The organism is Bacillus sp. AL-1R, from assembly GCF_052180195.1.
Classification (GTDB): Bacteria; Bacillota; Bacilli; order Bacillales; family Bacillaceae_G; genus Gottfriedia.
On record NZ_CP197469.1, the window covers coordinates 1 to 17656 of the forward strand.

20 protein-coding genes are annotated in these 17656 nt (G+C 33.7%); 19 read left to right on the top strand and 1 reads right to left on the bottom strand.

Features of this window, described 5'->3' with window-relative positions; translation table 11 throughout:
* Positions 1-566 precede the first annotated feature (566 nt).
* The 10 genes from rpmH to ACSBO6_RS00050 all read left to right on the top strand — a co-directional run bounded on the left by rpmH (position 567) and on the right by ACSBO6_RS00050 (position 9530).
* A complete protein-coding gene (gene rpmH, locus ACSBO6_RS00005) occupies positions 567-701 on the top strand; it encodes a 50S ribosomal protein L34 (RefSeq protein WP_056467137.1) in 135 nt (44 codons plus the stop codon).
* A 142-nt stretch (positions 702-843) separates the two neighbouring features.
* On the top strand, positions 844-1209 hold the full coding sequence (rnpA, locus tag ACSBO6_RS00010) for a ribonuclease P protein component (protein ID WP_098844410.1): 366 nt from the start codon (positions 844-846) through the stop codon (positions 1207-1209).
* A 55-nt stretch (positions 1210-1264) separates the two neighbouring features.
* Positions 1265-2050 carry a YidC family membrane integrase SpoIIIJ gene (gene spoIIIJ, locus ACSBO6_RS00015; RefSeq protein WP_098844412.1) on the top strand — a complete coding sequence of 262 codons (786 nt, stop codon included), beginning with the start codon at positions 1265-1267 and terminating at the stop codon, positions 2048-2050.
* On the top strand, positions 2047-2685 hold the full coding sequence (gene jag / locus ACSBO6_RS00020; RefSeq protein WP_098844415.1) for an RNA-binding cell elongation regulator Jag/EloR: 639 nt from the start codon (positions 2047-2049) through the stop codon (positions 2683-2685). Before spoIIIJ ends, jag begins: the two co-directional genes overlap by 4 nt.
* A 165-nt stretch (positions 2686-2850) precedes the next feature.
* A complete protein-coding gene (gene mnmE, locus ACSBO6_RS00025; protein ID WP_098844417.1) occupies positions 2851-4227 on the top strand; it encodes a tRNA uridine-5-carboxymethylaminomethyl(34) synthesis GTPase MnmE in 1377 nt (458 codons plus the stop codon).
* A 20-nt stretch (positions 4228-4247) separates the two neighbouring features.
* Complete coding sequence (gene mnmG / locus ACSBO6_RS00030; protein WP_098844421.1) at positions 4248-6134, top strand: tRNA uridine-5-carboxymethylaminomethyl(34) synthesis enzyme MnmG; 1887 nt, start codon at positions 4248-4250, stop codon at positions 6132-6134.
* 21 nt (positions 6135-6155) lie between these two features.
* Complete coding sequence (gene rsmG, locus ACSBO6_RS00035) at positions 6156-6875, top strand: 16S rRNA (guanine(527)-N(7))-methyltransferase RsmG (RefSeq protein ID WP_498843963.1); 720 nt, start codon at positions 6156-6158, stop codon at positions 6873-6875.
* An 85-nt stretch (positions 6876-6960) separates the two neighbouring features.
* On the top strand, positions 6961-7812 hold the full coding sequence (gene noc, locus ACSBO6_RS00040; RefSeq protein ID WP_098844426.1) for a nucleoid occlusion protein: 852 nt from the start codon (positions 6961-6963) through the stop codon (positions 7810-7812).
* Positions 7813-7939: 127 nt separating this feature from the next.
* Complete coding sequence (locus ACSBO6_RS00045; protein WP_098844429.1) at positions 7940-8701, top strand: ParA family protein; 762 nt, start codon at positions 7940-7942, stop codon at positions 8699-8701.
* A complete protein-coding gene (locus ACSBO6_RS00050) occupies positions 8694-9530 on the top strand; it encodes a ParB/RepB/Spo0J family partition protein (protein ID WP_498843964.1) in 837 nt (278 codons plus the stop codon). The genes ACSBO6_RS00045 and ACSBO6_RS00050 overlap by 8 nt, the downstream gene beginning before the upstream one ends.
* Before the next feature lie 104 nt (positions 9531-9634).
* Here the strand turns inward: ACSBO6_RS00050 and yyaC are convergent, their stop codons facing one another.
* Positions 9635-10222 (bottom strand): spore protease YyaC, encoded by a 588-nt coding sequence (yyaC, locus tag ACSBO6_RS00055; RefSeq protein ID WP_098844434.1) that lies wholly within the window; start codon positions 10220-10222, stop codon positions 9635-9637.
* Positions 10223-10418: 196 nt separating this feature from the next.
* Here yyaC and ACSBO6_RS00060 point away from each other — a divergent pair, with 196 nt between their 5' ends.
* The 9 genes from ACSBO6_RS00060 (at position 10419) to rplI (ending at position 17634) form a co-directional block, all read left to right on the top strand.
* The gene (locus ACSBO6_RS00060) at positions 10419-11315 is read left to right on the top strand and encodes a mechanosensitive ion channel family protein (protein WP_180232804.1); all 897 of its coding nucleotides are present in this window, start codon (positions 10419-10421) and stop codon (positions 11313-11315) included.
* Between the two features lie 37 nt (positions 11316-11352).
* Positions 11353-11550 carry a DUF951 domain-containing protein gene (locus ACSBO6_RS00065; RefSeq protein ID WP_098232427.1) on the top strand — a complete coding sequence of 66 codons (198 nt, stop codon included), beginning with the start codon at positions 11353-11355 and terminating at the stop codon, positions 11548-11550.
* Positions 11551-11713: 163 nt separating this feature from the next.
* Entirely contained in the window at positions 11714-12814 is a 1101-nt protein-coding gene (ychF, locus tag ACSBO6_RS00070; RefSeq protein ID WP_098844436.1) for a redox-regulated ATPase YchF, read from the top strand.
* Positions 12815-12943: 129 nt separating this feature from the next.
* Positions 12944-13234 carry a 30S ribosomal protein S6 gene (rpsF, locus tag ACSBO6_RS00075; RefSeq protein WP_098844591.1) on the top strand — a complete coding sequence of 97 codons (291 nt, stop codon included), beginning with the start codon at positions 12944-12946 and terminating at the stop codon, positions 13232-13234.
* 34 nt (positions 13235-13268) lie between these two features.
* Positions 13269-13754, top strand: a complete 486-nt coding sequence (gene ssb / locus ACSBO6_RS00080) for a single-stranded DNA-binding protein (protein WP_098844439.1) — start codon at positions 13269-13271, stop codon at positions 13752-13754.
* Positions 13755-13834: 80 nt separating this feature from the next.
* A complete protein-coding gene (gene rpsR / locus ACSBO6_RS00085) occupies positions 13835-14068 on the top strand; it encodes a 30S ribosomal protein S18 (protein ID WP_025568960.1) in 234 nt (77 codons plus the stop codon).
* A gap of 132 nt (positions 14069-14200) precedes the next feature.
* Entirely contained in the window at positions 14201-15127 is a 927-nt protein-coding gene (locus tag ACSBO6_RS00090; RefSeq protein ID WP_180232805.1) for a YybS family protein, read from the top strand.
* Between the two features lie 90 nt (positions 15128-15217).
* Positions 15218-17194 (top strand): DHH family phosphoesterase, encoded by a 1977-nt coding sequence (locus ACSBO6_RS00095; protein ID WP_098844442.1) that lies wholly within the window; start codon positions 15218-15220, stop codon positions 17192-17194.
* Positions 17191-17634 carry a 50S ribosomal protein L9 gene (rplI, locus tag ACSBO6_RS00100; RefSeq protein WP_098844444.1) on the top strand — a complete coding sequence of 148 codons (444 nt, stop codon included), beginning with the start codon at positions 17191-17193 and terminating at the stop codon, positions 17632-17634. The genes ACSBO6_RS00095 and rplI overlap by 4 nt, the downstream gene beginning before the upstream one ends.
* Positions 17635-17656 lie beyond the last annotated feature (22 nt).

Here is a 17656-nt window from a genome sequence, read left to right on the forward strand (position 1 = left end):
CCACAAGTTATTAACATCTGTGGACAAATAAAAATAAAGAACAACTTATCCAAAGTGGAAAACAAATTAATAATATCAAAAATCTTTAGCTATTTCAATGAGTAGTTAATGTTATCCACATGCTAATCCACTTGTTTAAAAAAATTGTCCACAGAAAAAGAACTTGTGCAAAAAATGTCAATAACTGTTGTGGGTAAAAAATGTGTAGGAAAATATTATCCACAGAGCATTTAACAATATCAAAAAAAGGGGAAGTAGTGTTTTCTGCATGATTTTTTTATTCACTTAAAAGCCCAGTTAAAAAAATCTTTCGACACCATATTTTTACTCGAAATACTCGTTTGAAAATTTATTGGAAGGAAATGATAAAAGTAAGTTTCATTTCTTATATTAAATAAATGTGACTTAATTTTTTTTATACAAAAACTCACTGGATCAACCATTCTTCATAAATTGGAAATAATTATTCAACGTGATTTGATATCTTACATTGACATTAATAGTAGTTATTCTTTATAATTTATAGGACTGTCTATAACAGTAATTCCTCAGGGAGGTGTCATATAATGAAAAGAACATTTCAACCAAACAAACGTAAACGCAGCAAAGTACATGGTTTCCGTAGCCGTATGAGCACTGCAAATGGACGTAAAGTTCTAGCTGCTCGTCGTCGTAAAGGAAGAAAAGTATTATCTGCGTAGGCCACTGTCAACAGTGGTCTTTTTCACTAATAAGAAGGCCTTTTTTTGCTTTTATGTCACAATTTGTAAGTAAAAAAGGCCTCATTTTTTATAAAAAAATTGTTATGATTATTGAAGGAATCATTTGAGGTGTCAGTGGAACATGAACAAGAAAAACAGAATAAAAAAGAATGCAGATTTTAGTCGCGTTTTTCAAGAGGGATCGTCAACTGCAAATCGACAATTTGTAATCTACACATTAAAAAAAGAAGATCAAAAACAATTTCGTATAGGATTATCAGTTAGTAAAAAATTAGGTAATGCTGTAGAGAGAAATCATATTAAGCGGTATATAAGACAAGCTCTTACTGAATTAAGTGATGATCTTCGTGTGAATATGGATTATGTTGTAATCGCGAGAAAGCCCTGTACTGATCTACCTTTTAATGAATTTAAAAAAAGTTTAATTCATGTGTTGAAAAGGGCAGAAGCGCTTAAAATACGTGATTCAAAACATAAAATAAGATAAAAATCAAATTAAGTAATTACATATTTAAATGTAACTTCTTAAAGGAGGAACTAGTTTGAAGACTAAGAAGTACCAATTGCTTGTTACAGTTCTTTTGTTAGTAGTCGTGTTAGCTGGATGTTCGCAAACAAACCAACCGATTACATCTGAAAGTACAGGGATTTGGAATGAGTATTTCGTTTATCCACTATCATGGTTAATCACAGCTGTATCTAAAATTTTTGGTGGAAGCTATGGTATGTCGATTATCGTCGTAACACTTTTAATTCGTTTAGCATTACTACCATTAATGATCAAACAAATTAAAAGCACAAAAGCGATGCAATCAATCCAGCCTGAAATGGCCAAGCTTAAAGAAAAATATTCTTCTAAGGATCAAAAAACTGTCCAAAAATTAAATGAAGAAACAATGAAGTTGTACCAACAACATGGAGTAAATCCTTTATCTGGTTGTTTACCAATTTTTATTCAAATGCCAATCTTAATTGCGTTCTATCATGCAATTATGAGAACAATGGAAATTAAGGCACATGACTTTTTATGGTTCCAATTAGGACACCCAGATCCAATTTATGCTTTACCAATCATCGCAGGTATTACAACTTTCATTCAACAAAAAGTATCAATGAGTACTGGTACAATGACAGGACCTGCTGCTCAACAAATGAAAATCATGCTTTATGTTATGCCAATCATGATTTTAATATTTGCTGTTAGACTTCCATCTGCTTTAGCTTTATATTGGGTAGTTGGTAATACATTCATGATTATGCAAACATTATTTGTTAATAGAGGTAATACTACCGAAAAAAATAACAGTGTAGGAGGGGCTAGTAAGTGAGAGAAGTAACTGCTACTGGTCAAACAATCGAACAAGCAGTTCAAATAGCACTTCAGCAACTTAGTTCAACAGAAGAAGAAGTAGAAATTACAGTAATCGAAGACGGTAAAAAAGGATTTTTAGGATTTGGTGCTAAACCTGCTAAAGTATTAGTTGTTAAAAAGAAGACTTTAATCGAGAAAGCATATGACTACCTTTTTAATATTGTGAAGAGTCTTGACGAAACTGCAGTTGTAAATTTTGAGTTGCAAGGTAATAAGGAACAAACCTTCTTATTTACTGTAAAGGGTGATAAGGTTGCCCTTATTATTGGAAAAAGAGGTAATACTTTAAATGCTCTACAATTCTTAGTTCAAACATTTGTAAATCGTCATTCAAAACAATTGGTTCATGTTGTCGTTGACGCAGAGAACTATCGATTAAAACGTAAGGAATCACTAGAGATTCTAGCAAAAAAGACTGCTCAAACAGTTTTAAAAACAAGAAAAGCTATTTCTTTAGAGCCAATGCCTTCTTTCGAAAGAAAAATTATACATCATATACTGACAGATATGCCAAATATCTCTACGAAGTCTGTAGGCCAAGATCCGCATCGTCAATTAGTTATAGATTTAAAGAAACCAATTAAGGGTTAATCCTTAATTGGTTTTTTAATGTTCTTCTTCAAGTCATATAAGTTTACTTGTACTTTCGTACGGTTATAATATAAAAACATTCAATTATAAATTTCTTTATGCTATGCTATAGATTTAGAAGTAACATGTTAACTTTAGTTTAACATGCTCCGAGGTGATTTTTTGATGGAATTCGATACAATTACAGCCATATCGACACCAAAAGGCGAAGGTGCAATTGCCATTGTTCGTTTAAGCGGCGATGAAGCTGTTCTAATAGCGAATAAATTATTTAAAGAAAAAGATTTAAATATAGTAGATTCACACACAATTCATTACGGACATTTAGTTGATCCAATTTCCGGGAATACTGTTGAGGAAGTGATGGTCTCGGTCTTGAGAGCACCAAAAACGTTCACTCGTGAAGATGTTGTCGAAATAAATTGTCATGGTGGAATTTTTTCTGTTAATAAAGTACTTGAATTGGTATTATCACAAGGGGCTAGATTAGCAGAGCCTGGTGAATTTACAAAAAGAGCATTCCTTAATGGACGAATCGACCTATCTCAGGCCGAAGCAGTTATGGATTTAATTCGTTCTAAGACTGACAGAGCAATGGCTATAGCTATGAATCAAGTTGAAGGTCGTTTGTCGAAACTAGTTAACGGCTTAAGACAGACATTACTTGAAATATTGGCTCATATAGAAGTAAATATTGATTACCCTGAATATGATGATGTTGAAGAAATGACCAATACTGTTTTAATAGAAAAAGCAAAAACAGTTCGAGTTGAAATACAAAAACTGCTAGAAACATCAAAACAAGGTAAGATTTTACGCGAAGGATTAGCTACTGTCATTATTGGTAGACCAAATGTTGGGAAGTCTTCTCTGTTAAATACACTTGTCCAGGAAAGTAAAGCAATCGTTACTGATATTCCAGGTACTACTCGTGATGTTATTGAAGAATACGTAAATGTAAGAGGTGTACCATTACGACTTGTCGATACAGCAGGTATTCGTGAAACGAAGGATGTTGTAGAAGCGATTGGTGTTGAAAGATCTAAAAAAGTATTGAACTTAGCTGACTTAGTTTTATTTGTTTTAAATAATAATGAGCAACTTAGTGAAGAAGACCGTAAATTATTTGGCGAAATGAGCGGCAAAGATGTAATTGTGATCATTAACAAAACAGATTTGTCACAAAAGCTTGATATGGATGAAGTAAAAGCGTTAGTCGGTAATGCTACAATTGTTACGACTTCTTTAAAAGAAGAAAGAGGAATTGATGATCTAGAAAAAGCAATTGCCAATTTATATTTTGAAGGGCAAATTGAGGCACAAGACTTAACTTATTTATCTAATGCTCGACATATTGCGCTATTAAAACAATCAGAACAGACAATTAATGACGCGATTGAGGCAATGAAAAATGGTATGCCGATTGATTTAGTACAAATTGACTTAACAAGAGCATGGGAACTGTTAGGTGAAATCGTTGGAGATACAGTTCAGGAAAGTTTAATCAACCAGCTATTTTCTCAATTCTGTTTAGGAAAATAAAATGGTTAGGAGGAGAAAAAATGAGTTTTGAAGCAGGCAATTATGATGTAATCGTCATTGGAGCTGGTCATGCTGGATGCGAAGCCGGTTTGTCATCTGCTCGAATGGGTGCAAAAACATTAATGCTGACAATTAATCTCGATATGGTAGCATTTATGCCTTGTAATCCATCAGTAGGTGGTCCTGCCAAGGGGATTGTTGTACGTGAAATCGATGCACTTGGCGGTGAAATGGGCAGAAATATTGATAAAACACATATTCAAATGAGAATGTTAAACACGGGTAAAGGTCCTGCAGTACGTGCATTGCGTGCTCAAGCGGATAAATTCGCGTACCAACACGAATTAAAGAAAACCATTGAAAATACGGAAAATCTAACACTAAAGCAAGGTTTAGTAGAGAGATTAATTGTAGAAGATGGACAATGCACGGGTGTAATTACACAAACAGGTGCAATTTATCGTTCAAAGACAGTTGTCATTACAACTGGTACTTTCTTACGTGGAGAAATTATTGTAGGAGAATTAAAATACTCAAGTGGTCCTAATAACCAACAACCGGCAATAAAGCTTTCTGAGCACTTAGAGGAATTAGGAATAGAACTTGTTCGATTTAAAACAGGTACGCCTCCTCGTGTAAATAGTCATAGTATTGATTATTCAAAAACAGAAATTCAACCTGGTGATGATGTACCTCGTGCATTTTCTTTTGAAACGGAACCAGTTGAAACAGAACAAATACCTTGTTGGTTAACTTATACAAGTGAAACTACACATCAAATCATCGACGATAACTTACATCGTTCGCCGATGTACTCTGGTATGATTAAGGGAACTGGGCCACGCTATTGTCCTTCTATTGAGGATAAAGTTGTCCGATTTAATGATAAACCGAGACATCAAATTTTCTTAGAGCCTGAAGGAAGAAATACTCAAGAAGTTTATGTACAAGGGTTATCAACTAGTTTACCTGAAGATGTACAAGAAAAAATGCTTCGTTCGATTGCAGGCCTTGAAAATGTTCAAATGATGAGAACTGGATATGCAATTGAATATGACGCGATTGTCCCTACACAATTATGGCCAACATTGGAACTTAAGCAAATTAAGAACCTGTATACTGCTGGTCAAATTAATGGAACTTCGGGTTATGAAGAAGCGGCTGGTCAAGGTTTAATCGCAGGAATTAACGCTGCGTGTCGTTCTCTAGGTAAAGAAGAGTTAATTTTAGATCGCTCTGAAGCTTATATTGGTGTTTTAATCGATGATCTTGTAACGAAAGGGACAAATGAACCATACCGTCTTCTTACTTCTAGAGCAGAATATCGATTATTATTGCGTCACGATAATGCCGATTTACGATTAACAAAAATTGGTCAGAGACTTGGTTTAATAAGTGATGAAAGATACGCAGAGTTTGAACAAAAGAAAATGTTAATTGAAGAAGAAATAGAGCGTTTAAAAGCAACGCAATTAAGACCGACAAAAGAAGTACAAGAATTAATTGCACAAAATGGTGGTAGTGAGCTAAAAGATGGTATTCGTGCAGCAGATCTTTTACGACGTCCTGAAATGCTTTATGAACATATACACCTTCTTGCTCCATCTGAAAAAGATCTACATCCAGATGTTAAAGAGCAAGTTGAAATACAAATTAAGTATGAAGGTTATATTGAAAAATCATTAAATCAAGTAGAACGCATGAAAAAAATGGATTTAAAGAAAATCCCTGAAAATATCGATTATCAAGCTATTCACGGCCTTGCTACTGAGGCAAGACAAAAGCTTGAGCAAGTGCGCCCTCTATCAGTAGGTCAAGCTTCTCGTATATCTGGTGTTAATCCAGCAGATATTTCAATTCTACTTGTTTATTTAGAACAAGGAAAAATTGCAAGAATATCGAACTAATAATAGATAGGGGTATTACTAGTGAATAAAGAACAATTTATCGCTGCTCTTAAAGATAAAGGAATCGATTTGTCAGATTTTCAATTAAAACAATTTGATATATATTTCCACACACTAGTTGAGTGGAACAATAAAATGAACTTAACTGCTATTACAGAAGAAAACGAAGTATATTTAAAACATTTTTATGATTCCATTAGCGCCGCTTTTTATTTCGACTTCGCTGATGAAATCACTTTATGTGATATTGGTGCAGGAGCGGGCTTCCCTTCTATTCCAATTAAAATATGTTTCCCATCTATAAAATTAACGATCGTAGACTCCCTTCAAAAAAGGATTACATTTCTAAACCATTTAGCGAAGGAATTACAATTAGAGAATGTATCATTTATTCATGATCGTGCAGAAACTTTTGCTAAAAGAACTGGTATGAGAGAATCTTTCGATGTTGTAACTGCTAGAGCAGTTGCTAGAATGTCCGTGTTAACTGAATTATGCTTACCACTTGTTAAACAAAACGGTCACTTTGTTGCACTTAAAGGTGCTGCTGGTCAAGAAGAGTTGGATAAAGCGAATTATGCTATAAAAACACTTGGTGGAGAAGTTAAATCAATTAATCATTTTACTCTCCCAGGTGAGGACAGTGATCGAAATATTGTTATAGTAGAAAAGAAACGTAAAACACCAACTAAGTACCCTCGTAAACCGGGTACTCCTGGTAAAGAACCATTAGAGAATTAATATGATAAACTAACAAATGTTTCACGTGAAACATTTGTTATGTTTATTCTATTGTGAACGAAATTCTAAAAGGGTGGGAATCACATTGAAAAGCACATTATCTAGGTTATTTGGCTTATCAGAAAAAGAAAATAGTGATGACGTTCAAGATTCGGTTTCGAGTAATGAAGTTATTCGCCAGATTCCGGTATCGGACATTGTACCGAATCAGTATCAGCCTAGAACATTCTTTGATGATGAAAAAATTAAAGAACTAGCGCTAACCATTCGAACTCATGGTATTATTCAACCGATTGTTGTTAGGGAAATTAGACCAAACTTTTATGAAATAATTGCCGGGGAAAGAAGATTCAGAGCTGTTTCATCTTTAGGTTGGGATACAATTCCTGCAATTGTGAAAACGTTTAACGATACAGAAACTGCCTCAGTTGCTTTGATTGAAAATTTACAACGTGAAGAACTATCTCCATTTGAAGAAGCTGTAGCTTACCAAAAACTAATTGATTTACATAACTTAACTCAAGAAGCTCTTGCACAGCGACTAGGTAAAGGTCAATCGACTGTTGCAAATAAATTGAGATTGTTGAAACTTCCTGGGGAAATACAACAAGCATTATTGGATAAGTCGATTACGGAACGTCATGCACGCGCACTTATTCCATTAAAGTTACCTCAACTCCAAATTACTCTTCTTCATGAAATAATTGAAAAGCAATTGAATGTTAAACAAACGGAAGAACGAGTAGTTACATTACTTACTGAGAAAAAACCAAAGGCTAAACGTAAATTTAAAGCGATTAGCAAAGATATAAGAATTGCGATGAATACGATCCGTGAATCTTTACAAATGGTTACTAAAACAGGCATGAACATTGATAGTCAAGAAGAAGAACATGATGACTATTATCAAATAACAATTAAAATTCCGAAGAAATAATCCTAAAATTCACCTCTTTTAAGTGGTGAATTTTTTTATTGATTTATAAATCTAAACACAACGATGAATCTATTCATGGTAAAATAGAAAATAAGAATTGTTTGTTGTGGAAGGAGTAGATTACATAGTGGTTAAAGTAATCTCTATAGCTAATCAAAAAGGTGGTGTTGGTAAGACTACAACATCGGTAAATTTAAGTGCTTGTTTAGCTCACTTAGGAAAAAAAGTATTACTAGTCGATATAGATCCTCAAGGTAATGCAACTAGTGGTATTGGAATTGAAAAGGCTGACGTAAATCAGTGCGTTTACAATGTATTAGTTGATGATGTTGAGGCGAAAAATGTCATTTTAAACACTGCTATTCCAAATTTTGATATTATTCCGGCAACAATTCAACTTGCTGGAGCGGAAATTGAATTAGTTCCTACCATTTCTAGAGAAGTACGATTAAAACGCGCTTTAGATACAGTAAAAGGTAACTATGATTATATTTTAATAGATTGTCCTCCATCACTAGGTTTATTAACTTTAAACTCATTAACTGCATCCGATTCAATTATTATTCCAGTTCAGTGTGAGTACTACGCACTTGAAGGTTTAAGTCAGCTATTAAGTACTGTACGTTTAGTACAAAAACATTTAAATAAAAGTTTAGCAATTGAAGGCGTACTGTTAACAATGCTAGATGCTCGTACAAATTTAGGACTCCAAGTTATAGAAGAAGTAAAAAAATATTTTCAAGATAGAGTCTATAAATCAATTATTCCAAGAAATGTACGCTTAAGCGAAGCACCAAGTCATGGTAAACCGATCATTACATATGATCCAAAGTCAAGAGGTGCAGAAGTATATCTTGATCTGGCAAAGGAAGTGATTGATAATGGCTAAAGGTTTGGGTAAGGGTATTGGAGCATTTTTTCAAGATATTAATCAACAAGAAGAGTTAGTCCAGGAAATCGATCTAAAAGAACTTAGACCTAATCCATACCAACCTCGTAAAGTATTTGATGAGACTGCAATGTTAGAATTAACTCAGTCAGTAAATGAACACGGGATTCTTCAACCGATCATTGCAAGAAAAAGTATAAAAGGTTTCCAAATCGTAGCTGGTGAAAGAAGATATCGTGCTGCAAAAAATGCAGGTTTAAATACGGTTCCAGTTATTGTAAGAGACCTGACTGAAGATCAAATGATGGAGTTAGCTGTTTTAGAAAATTTACAGCGAGATGATTTAAATCCTCTTGAAGAAGCAGAAGCATATCAAACTTTAATTGAACAATTACACTTAACCCAAGAACAACTGGCGAAGAAACTTGGGAAAAGTCGTCCACATATAGCTAACTATTTAAGAATTTTAACTTTACCAAACTCTGTTCAAAAAATGGTCGAAGAAGGTACTCTTTCAATGGGACACGGAAGAGCACTTTTAGGACTAAAACGAAAAGGGTTAATTGAAAGTACAGCATTAAAAGTAATTGAAAAAAACCTGAGTGTTCGAGAAGTTGAGACGTTAGTTAATGAACTCAATGAAAATGTTTCACGTGAAACACCAAAGAAAAGTCCAACTAAAAACATATTTTTTAGCGAGTATGAGGAGCTTTTACAAGAAAAATTTGGAACGTCGGTTAAAATTAAATCGGCTAAAGATAAAGGGAAAATAGAAATCCAATTCTTTAACAAAGAGGATTTGGAAAGAATTCTTTCAATTATAAAATGAGTTATTCATTAGGGAATATTAAATGTGTTGTCTTTCAATGCAGTTAATACTCCCTTTTTGTTTTGATTTGCCTTTTTATAATTGAAAGTTAAGAAACTATTATGCTAATAATCTAATTGACGGGTAAATTTTCTTTCGGTTTCTTTAATTGAAGTCGCAATAAACTTAGCCATTTTCATTACTAGGCTTAGTCTAGTATTTTGTAAAACATAAAATTCCATAAATCCACTAACATTTACTACGCCGGTTAAGTTAATTTCGCCTACTAAAGGTAACTCCTTTTTCATTGCAGCTCCAGGTTTTAAAGGACCATTGGATAAGCGCACGCTACCGATGCTTTTTACTCTGCCTAAACATGCATCTACAGCAATGATAAAAGGGTTGTTATACTTGCCTTTAATTATTTCAAGTTGTTCTGAAAGATTTAACGCATGAATTGGTTCATCAAGAGTACCATAATAGTGAAACTTACTTAAGTTTAATTCTCCTAACATGGTTCCCACTAAAGGACCTAAAGAGTCTCCTGTAGAACGGTCAGTTCCAATACATACAAAAACAATTTCTTTAGTGTGTAAACTTGGAAGCGACTTACATAAACGATCTGCAAATCTGTTAATAGCGTTTTCGTCATCTAGAAATACAGAATAATCATCCTTGAATAGGTTACGCAAAGGATTTGCTGAAAATTGCATAATATCGCCTACTTTTCATTTAAGAGAGTAGTATTAGTTTATGCAAAATTTAAACAATTTATACTTTCGTCAAGCGACCTTCGTCATTAAAATTAAACTATTATTACATTTGTTCATATTTGTAGTTTTAAAGTGATAATTCGTTTAGTATTACGTTTGAAGTCATTTGAAAATAGTTAGGGGGAAAAAAGACAGTATGAATAATGCAGCAGAAAATATAGAAAGTGCTGAAAAAGTAATAAAGAAAAGCATGCTAACGCCAGAACAATGGGACAATATTTTAAGATCATCAATAAAAATAGTTATAATTATTATTGTTTCAGTATTGGTTGTAAAACTCGGAAGAAAGTTAATCCGTAATCTCTTAAAAGTTAATGCTAGAGGACCGTTACAAGTATCAGAAAGAAGATCAGTGACGCTTATTAAGTTAATGGAAAATGTACTTGCATATGTCATATTCTTTATTGCTACTTTGACGATTCTCCCGATCTTTGGTGTGGAAATAAAAGGACTTTTAGTTGGAGCAGGAATAGGTGGGGTAGCAATTGGTTTTGGTGCACAAAGCCTAGTAAAGGATATCATTTCTGGATTTTTTATTTTGTTTGAGGATCAATTTTCAGTTGGTGACTATATTAGAGTTCAAAATTTTGAAGGAACAGTATTATCAATTGGTTTAAAAACAACAAAAATTAGAAGCGGAACAGGTGAGCTTCATATCATCCAAAATGGAATGATTACCGAAGTAACTAATTTTTCATTACATAATGCTGTGGCAATGGTAGATGTTAGCATTTCTTATGAGGGCGATATTGAACATGCGCAATCTGTAATCGAAGAGCATTTAGAAACGATGCCAGCTAGATATGAAGAAATGGTAAAACCTCCGGAGTATCTAGGAATCCAAAACTTAGGCCCATCAGAAGTAACTTTGCGAATCGCTTCAGAAGTTAAACCAATGACACAATTTAAGATTTCTAGAGCAATTCGAAAAGAAATTAAGGAAGTACTTGAAAGAAATAACATAGAAATTCCGTATCCAAAGATGGTATTATATAAACAATTAGAACCTAAAAATGAAAATGCGAATGTATAGTTTATATGCTACTATTTTAAGGAAGTGAAGTTTTCGAATGGAAGAAAAAGAATTTAACCTAAATGATATAGTAGAGATGAAAAAACCTCATCCTTGTGGAGTGAACAGATGGAAAATTATTCGAATGGGTATGGACATTCGATTAAAATGTGAGGGATGTGAACATAGCGTATTAATACCTCGTAGAGAGTTCACTCGAAAATTAAAAAAGGTTTTAGTTCGCTCTGAAGAGTAGAACGTTTTTTAAAACAATGGGTATCTAGTAGAGCAACTTGAAGGATCGCTCGTATTAGATACCTTTCGTATGTTATGAATTAATGTTTAGATTTTCTTGTTATTTTTTTTTGAAATCAATATAATTGTGAAAGATTAACTAAGTTCGTATAGGAGTGGAAAATATGGCATTAACAGCAGGAATTGTAGGATTACCAAACGTAGGAAAGTCGACATTATTTAATGCAATTACACAAGCGGGTGCTGAATCAGCAAACTATCCGTTTTGTACAATTGATCCAAACGTAGGTGTGGTAGAAGTACCAGATTACCGTTTAGAAAAGTTAACTGAATTAGTACAACCTAAAAAAACTGTTCCAACAACTTTTGAATTTACTGATATCGCTGGGATCGTTAAAGGTGCAAGTAAAGGTGAAGGATTAGGAAATAAGTTTTTATCTCATATTCGTGAAGTGGACGCGATTTGCCAAGTAGTACGATGCTTTGCAGATGATAATATTACTCACGTATCTGGAAAAGTTGATCCGATTGCAGATATTGAAACAATTAACTTAGAACTAATTCTTGCAGACTTAGAATCAGTTGAAAAACGTATTGATCGTGTAGCTAAATTAGCAAAACAAAAAGATAAAGATGCATCTTATGAACATGAAATTTTAGTGAAATTAAGAGAAGCATTTGAAAATGACAAGCCAGCTCGTTCAGTAGAGTTTACGGAAGAGCAAATGAAAGTAGTAAAAGGATTGCATTTGTTAACGACTAAGCCAATGCTTTACATTACTAATGTTGGTGAAGATGACCTTGTAGATGCTTCAGCTAACGAATACGTTGAAAAAGTAAGAGAATTTGCAGCTAAAGAAGGTTCTCAAGTAATTGTAATCAGTGCAAAAATTGAAGAAGAAATCGCTGAGTTAGATGATGAAGAGAAACGTACATTCCTTCAAGAACTTGGAATTGAAGAATCAGGTTTAGATCAATTAATTCGTGCAGCGTATTCTTTATTAGGATTGGCAACTTATTTTACTGCAGGTGTACAAGAAGTAAGAGCTTGGACGTTTAAAAAAGGTATGAAAGCTCCACAATGTGCTGGTGTGATTCATAGTGACTTCGAACGTGGCTTTATCCGTGCAGAAACGGTTTCTTTTGAGGATTTATCGACTTATGGTAATATGACAGCAGCAAAAGAAGCAGGCAAAGTACGTCTTGAAGGGAAAGAGTACATTGTTCAAGATGGAGATGTAATGCATTTCCGATTTAATGTTTAATCGAATAGCAACTAAATTATTGATTTGCTATCTTAAAAAAACTATGCTATAATTTTAACTCGTGAGTGATTAATAAAATTGCTCCTTGCCCTTAATTGGGCCGTTAGACCAAAAGGAGGTGACATTGTGATGAATAAATACGAAATCATGTACATCGTTCGTCCAAACATGGAAGACGAAGCACAAAAAGCATTAGTTGAGCGTTTCAACAGCGTTTTAACAGAACAAGGTGCTGAAATCACAAACGTTAAAGAGTGGGGTAAACGTCGTTTAGCTTATGAAATTAACGATTTCCGTGATGGATACTACATGCTTGTAAACGTTTCTTCTAAACCAGAAGCGGTACAAGAATTCGATCGTTTAGCGAAAATCAGCGAAGATATCATCCGCCACATCGTTATTCGTGAAGAAGAAAAATAATATTTTTTAAATGCTTTAGGGAGGTAGGAATCAGATGATCAATCGTGTTGTACTTGTAGGTCGCTTAACAAAGGATCCGGACTTACGTTATACACCAAGTGGGGTTGCCGTAGCAACATTTACTCTAGCGGTGAATCGTACCTACTCAAATCAGCAAGGTGAAAGAGAAGCAGATTTTATTAACTGCGTAATCTGGAGAAAGCCTGCTGAAAACGTAGCAAACTTCTTGAAAAAAGGAAGCTTAGCTGGCGTTGAAGGACGCATTCAAACTAGAAGTTATGATGGTCAAGATGGTAAGAGAGTATATGTAACTGAAGTTGTAGCTGACTCTGTTCAATTCTTAGAACCAAGAAATGCATCAGGTAACCAAGGTGGTTCATTCGGTATGAACCAACAAAATCAAGGTTTTAACGCTGGAAATCCTTTCGAAGCACCATCTCAAAAGCCTAGCTTTAATGATGATCCATTTGGTGGGACAAGCAAAACGATTGATATTACTGATGACGATCTTCCTTTCTAATAATAAAAACAGTGTAATGCTGATCGGTTGGCATTACTAAGAAACTAATTTTATAGTAGAGGAGGGAAATAACAATGGCAATGGGTGGACGCAAAGGTGGACGTGCTAAACGTCGTAAAGTTTGTTACTTTACTTCAAATGGCATCACTACTATCGACTTCAAAGATACTGAGTTATTAAAACGTTTCGTTTCTGAGCGTGGTAAAATTTTACCTCGTCGTGTAACTGGTACTTCTGCGAAATACCAACGTAAATTAACGATCGCAATCAAACGCGCTCGTCAAATGGCTTTATTACCATACGTAGCTGAATAAGCTGAGTAATAAAAAGTACAGCATTCTCATGCTGTACTTTTTTTGTATTTATGAAAAAATAAGTTTTATGGTAAAATAAGAAATAGTATGCTTATCGTGAAATAAGTAGGGGTAGTTGAAAGGAGCTTTATTTTGAAATCGACTCGATTTATTACCGAGGGGGCAGTACTATTAGCTATTTACTCAGTACTACTGTTAATATTTAGATTTGTACCGTTTCTCTCATTTATTATGGCATTCCTTATGCCGCTGCCGTTTATTATTTTAAGTATTAAATACTCTATTAAGGAATCACTTTTAATTTGCTGTGTGGCGTTGGGATTAACAATTGTGATTACCTCATTTAATTTACTTCCAATTACATTAATGTACTCAACAGTTGGTGTAGCGTTTGGTTATCTATTGAAAAATGAGCGAAGTAAAGGGGAGATTTTACTTACCAGTACTTTTTTATATTTAATACATACAGTACTATCCTACATACTATTCAAAGCTATTTTTCATATTGATTTCGTTAAAGAGAATATAGACATGGCAACTGAGGCTATAGAAAAAAGTAAGGAACTTAGTGCCAGTCTTGGTACAAACACCAATGAAAAGGCATTGGATAGTCTCACAAATGCTATTAAATTAATTCCTACATTAATTCCTTCATTACTGTTAATGGTTAGTTTTATACTTGCTTTTTTAACACAACTAGTGACTTTTCCATTAATAAGGAGATTAGGTTATAAGACACCGAAATTTAAGCCATTTAGAGAGTTTAGACTCCCAGTTGGATTCATGTGGTTCTTTTTAATTGTAATGATTTTTTCATTCTTCAACTTGGAACAAGGTAGCTTCCTCAATACTGCAGTGATTAACTTAACATATGTACTTCAAATTTTGCTGCTCGTTCAGGGTTATGCATCGATTTTTTATTTTAGTTATTTAAAACGATTTTCTAAGGCAGTACCAATTATTATTTTGATAGTAAGTTTTATCATTCAACCATTAATTTATATTGTTTTACTTATTGGAATCGTCTCAATTGGAATATTTAATAGAAGAAAGATTTAAAATTAAAAACATATGTTACTAATTTGTTGTAAAAAAGTGAATAAACTTTAATATGTAAGTTAGATTTTATTTGGCTTAGGGGTTGAACGTATGCAAGATTTTCATAAGAAACAGATGTTTCTTATACCCGTCTATCTTTTAACTGCTCTTTCAGTGTTTCTGATTGGAACCGTGGTCTATATTCAACCTAAAATAGGGATAATTTTTATCGTTATCTTTTTATGCGTTATTTTTCTAGTTGTAAAATTAGAAATTAAGTATCGCTACGTTTTAGATATGTATATAGAATCAGTTATGTCGAGAGTGAAGAATTTAAGTAATGAAGCAATTACAGAAATGCCAATTGGAGTATTACTTTACGATAGAGAGTACCATATTGAATGGGGCAATCAATATATTTTAAATATTTTAGACGATCGTTCATTAATTGGTAAACACATATATGATCTATCTGAAGGATTAATGGCTTTAATTTCGAAAAAAGAGAAAAAAGAAGATGTATTAAATATAAGTAAAAGAACATATCGAGTTGTTATTAAGAGGGAAGAACGATATATTTACTTATTTGATGTGACAGAACAGGCTCAACTAGAGAAGTTATACGAAGATCAAAGAACAGTAATCGGAGTTATTTTACTAGATAATTACGATGAAATGACGCAGGGATTAGATGATCAGGAGCGTTCTAGCGTAAATGGTGCAGTTACAACGATGTTAAATAGTTGGGCTAATAACCATGGTATATTCTTGAAACGTGTTTCATCCGATCGTTATAGTGTAGTTTTAAATGAAGGTATTCTGGCAACATTAGAAAATAATAAATTCACTATATTAGATCAAGTAAGAGAAGAAACTACAAAACGTAATTTGCCTCTTACTTTAAGCGTCGGTGTCGGAGTAGGCAGTTTAAATTTAACTGAGCTTGGACAATTAGCCCAATCAGGTTTAGATTTAGCGCTAGGCCGAGGTGGAGATCAGGTAACTGTTAAAAACATTAACGGTAAAGTAAAGTTTTTCGGTGGAAAGACAAACCCTGTAGAAAAGAGGACGAGGGTTAGAGCAAGAGTGATCTCGCATGCATTAAGAGATTTAATGAAGAGCAGCACCAATGTTATGATAATGGGTCATAAGTTACCTGACATGGATGCTCTTGGTTCAGCAGTTGGTATTTTAAAAATGGTAATGCATAATGAAGTAGATGGTTATGTAGTAATTAATAAAGATGAAGTAGACAAAAGTGTTCATCGGTTGATGAAGGAAATGTCTAAAAATGAACAATTTATGTCTTGTTTTATTTCACCCGAAAAAGCAAAAGAAATTATTTCTGAAGATACATTAATAATTGTAGTAGATACTCATAGACCAACAATGGTTGAAGAAGAATCACTTTTAAATGAGACAGATAAGATTGTTGTTATAGACCATCACCGAAGAGGAGAAGACTTCATTAAGGATGCAATTTTAGTTTATATGGAGCCGTATGCTTCCTCTACTGCAGAATTAGTAACTGAATTATTGGAGTATCAACCTAAGAAGATAAAATTAAGCATGCTTGAAGCAACAGCTTTACTAGCAGGTATTATTGTTGATACAAAGAGTTTTACTTTCCGAACGGGGGCACGAACTTTTGACGCAGCGTCATACTTACGTTCGAATGGCGCGGATACGATCCTCGTCCAAAGTTTATTAAAACAAGATATGAATGAATATATACGTAAAGCAGAATTAATAGAAGAAGCCTATATGTACAAAGAGGGCTTTGCAATTAGCTTTGGAAAAGATAATGTAAACTATGATCAAGTGTTAATCGCAAAAGCTGCCGATACATTATTAACGATGACGGATGTTATTGCATCTTTTATTATTGCGAAAAGGTCTGATAATGTTATTAGCATCAGCAGTCGTTCATTAGGGAATATAAATGTTCAATTAATTATGGAAGAGCTTGGCGGTGGTGGTCACCTAACAAATGCTGCTGCCCAAATTGAATCTTCTTCAATTAGAGAAGTTGAACAACGTTTATTGAGAATAATCGATGAATATATTGAAGGGAGAACAAACAAATGAAAGTAATTTTCTTAAAAGATGTAAAAGGGAAAGGTAAAAAAGGAGAAACTAAAAATATCGCTGATGGCTATGCAAACTTCCTAATCAAAAATGGAGATGCTATTGAAGCTACTGCAGGTAATATGAAAACTCTTGAAGCGAAAAAAAATAAAGAATTAAAAGATGCACAAATCGAATTAGAAAATTGTAAAAAGCTAAAAGAAACAATTGAAACTTTAACGGTAGAATTAAAAGCTAAATCGGGCGAGGGTGGCCGTCTTTTCGGATCAATCACAAGCAAGCAAATTGCTGATGAGCTTAATAAAGTACATGGAATTAAACTAGATAAGCGTAAATTTGAAATGAATGACGCGATTAGAGCACTAGGTGTAACAAATATTAAAGTGAAATTGCATCCTGAAGTAAGTGCAACTTTAAAAGTACACGTTAAAGAACAATAAGAAAAACAAGCATCTGGAGGAC

Coding starts and splice junctions, on each gene's coding strand:
- rpsR (WP_025568960.1), top strand. CDS start 13,835: ATGGGTGGACGCAAAGGTGGACGTGCTAAACGTCGTAAAGTTTGTTAC.
- rpsF (WP_098844591.1), top strand. CDS start 12,944: ATGAATAAATACGAAATCATGTACATCGTTCGTCCAAACATGGAAGAC.
- ACSBO6_RS00060 (WP_180232804.1), top strand. CDS start 10,419: ATGAATAATGCAGCAGAAAATATAGAAAGTGCTGAAAAAGTAATAAAG.
- ychF (WP_098844436.1), top strand. CDS start 11,714: ATGGCATTAACAGCAGGAATTGTAGGATTACCAAACGTAGGAAAGTCG.
- rplI (WP_098844444.1), top strand. CDS start 17,191: ATGAAAGTAATTTTCTTAAAAGATGTAAAAGGGAAAGGTAAAAAAGGA.
- mnmE (WP_098844417.1), top strand. CDS start 2,851: ATGGAATTCGATACAATTACAGCCATATCGACACCAAAAGGCGAAGGT.
- ACSBO6_RS00095 (WP_098844442.1), top strand. CDS start 15,218: ATGCAAGATTTTCATAAGAAACAGATGTTTCTTATACCCGTCTATCTT.
- ACSBO6_RS00050 (WP_498843964.1), top strand. CDS start 8,694: ATGGCTAAAGGTTTGGGTAAGGGTATTGGAGCATTTTTTCAAGATATT.
- rpmH (WP_056467137.1), top strand. CDS start 567: ATGAAAAGAACATTTCAACCAAACAAACGTAAACGCAGCAAAGTACAT.
- ssb (WP_098844439.1), top strand. CDS start 13,269: ATGATCAATCGTGTTGTACTTGTAGGTCGCTTAACAAAGGATCCGGAC.
- mnmG (WP_098844421.1), top strand. CDS start 4,248: ATGAGTTTTGAAGCAGGCAATTATGATGTAATCGTCATTGGAGCTGGT.
- rnpA (WP_098844410.1), top strand. CDS start 844: ATGAACAAGAAAAACAGAATAAAAAAGAATGCAGATTTTAGTCGCGTT.
- ACSBO6_RS00065 (WP_098232427.1), top strand. CDS start 11,353: ATGGAAGAAAAAGAATTTAACCTAAATGATATAGTAGAGATGAAAAAA.
- yyaC (WP_098844434.1), bottom strand. CDS start 10,222: ATGCAATTTTCAGCAAATCCTTTGCGTAACCTATTCAAGGATGATTAT.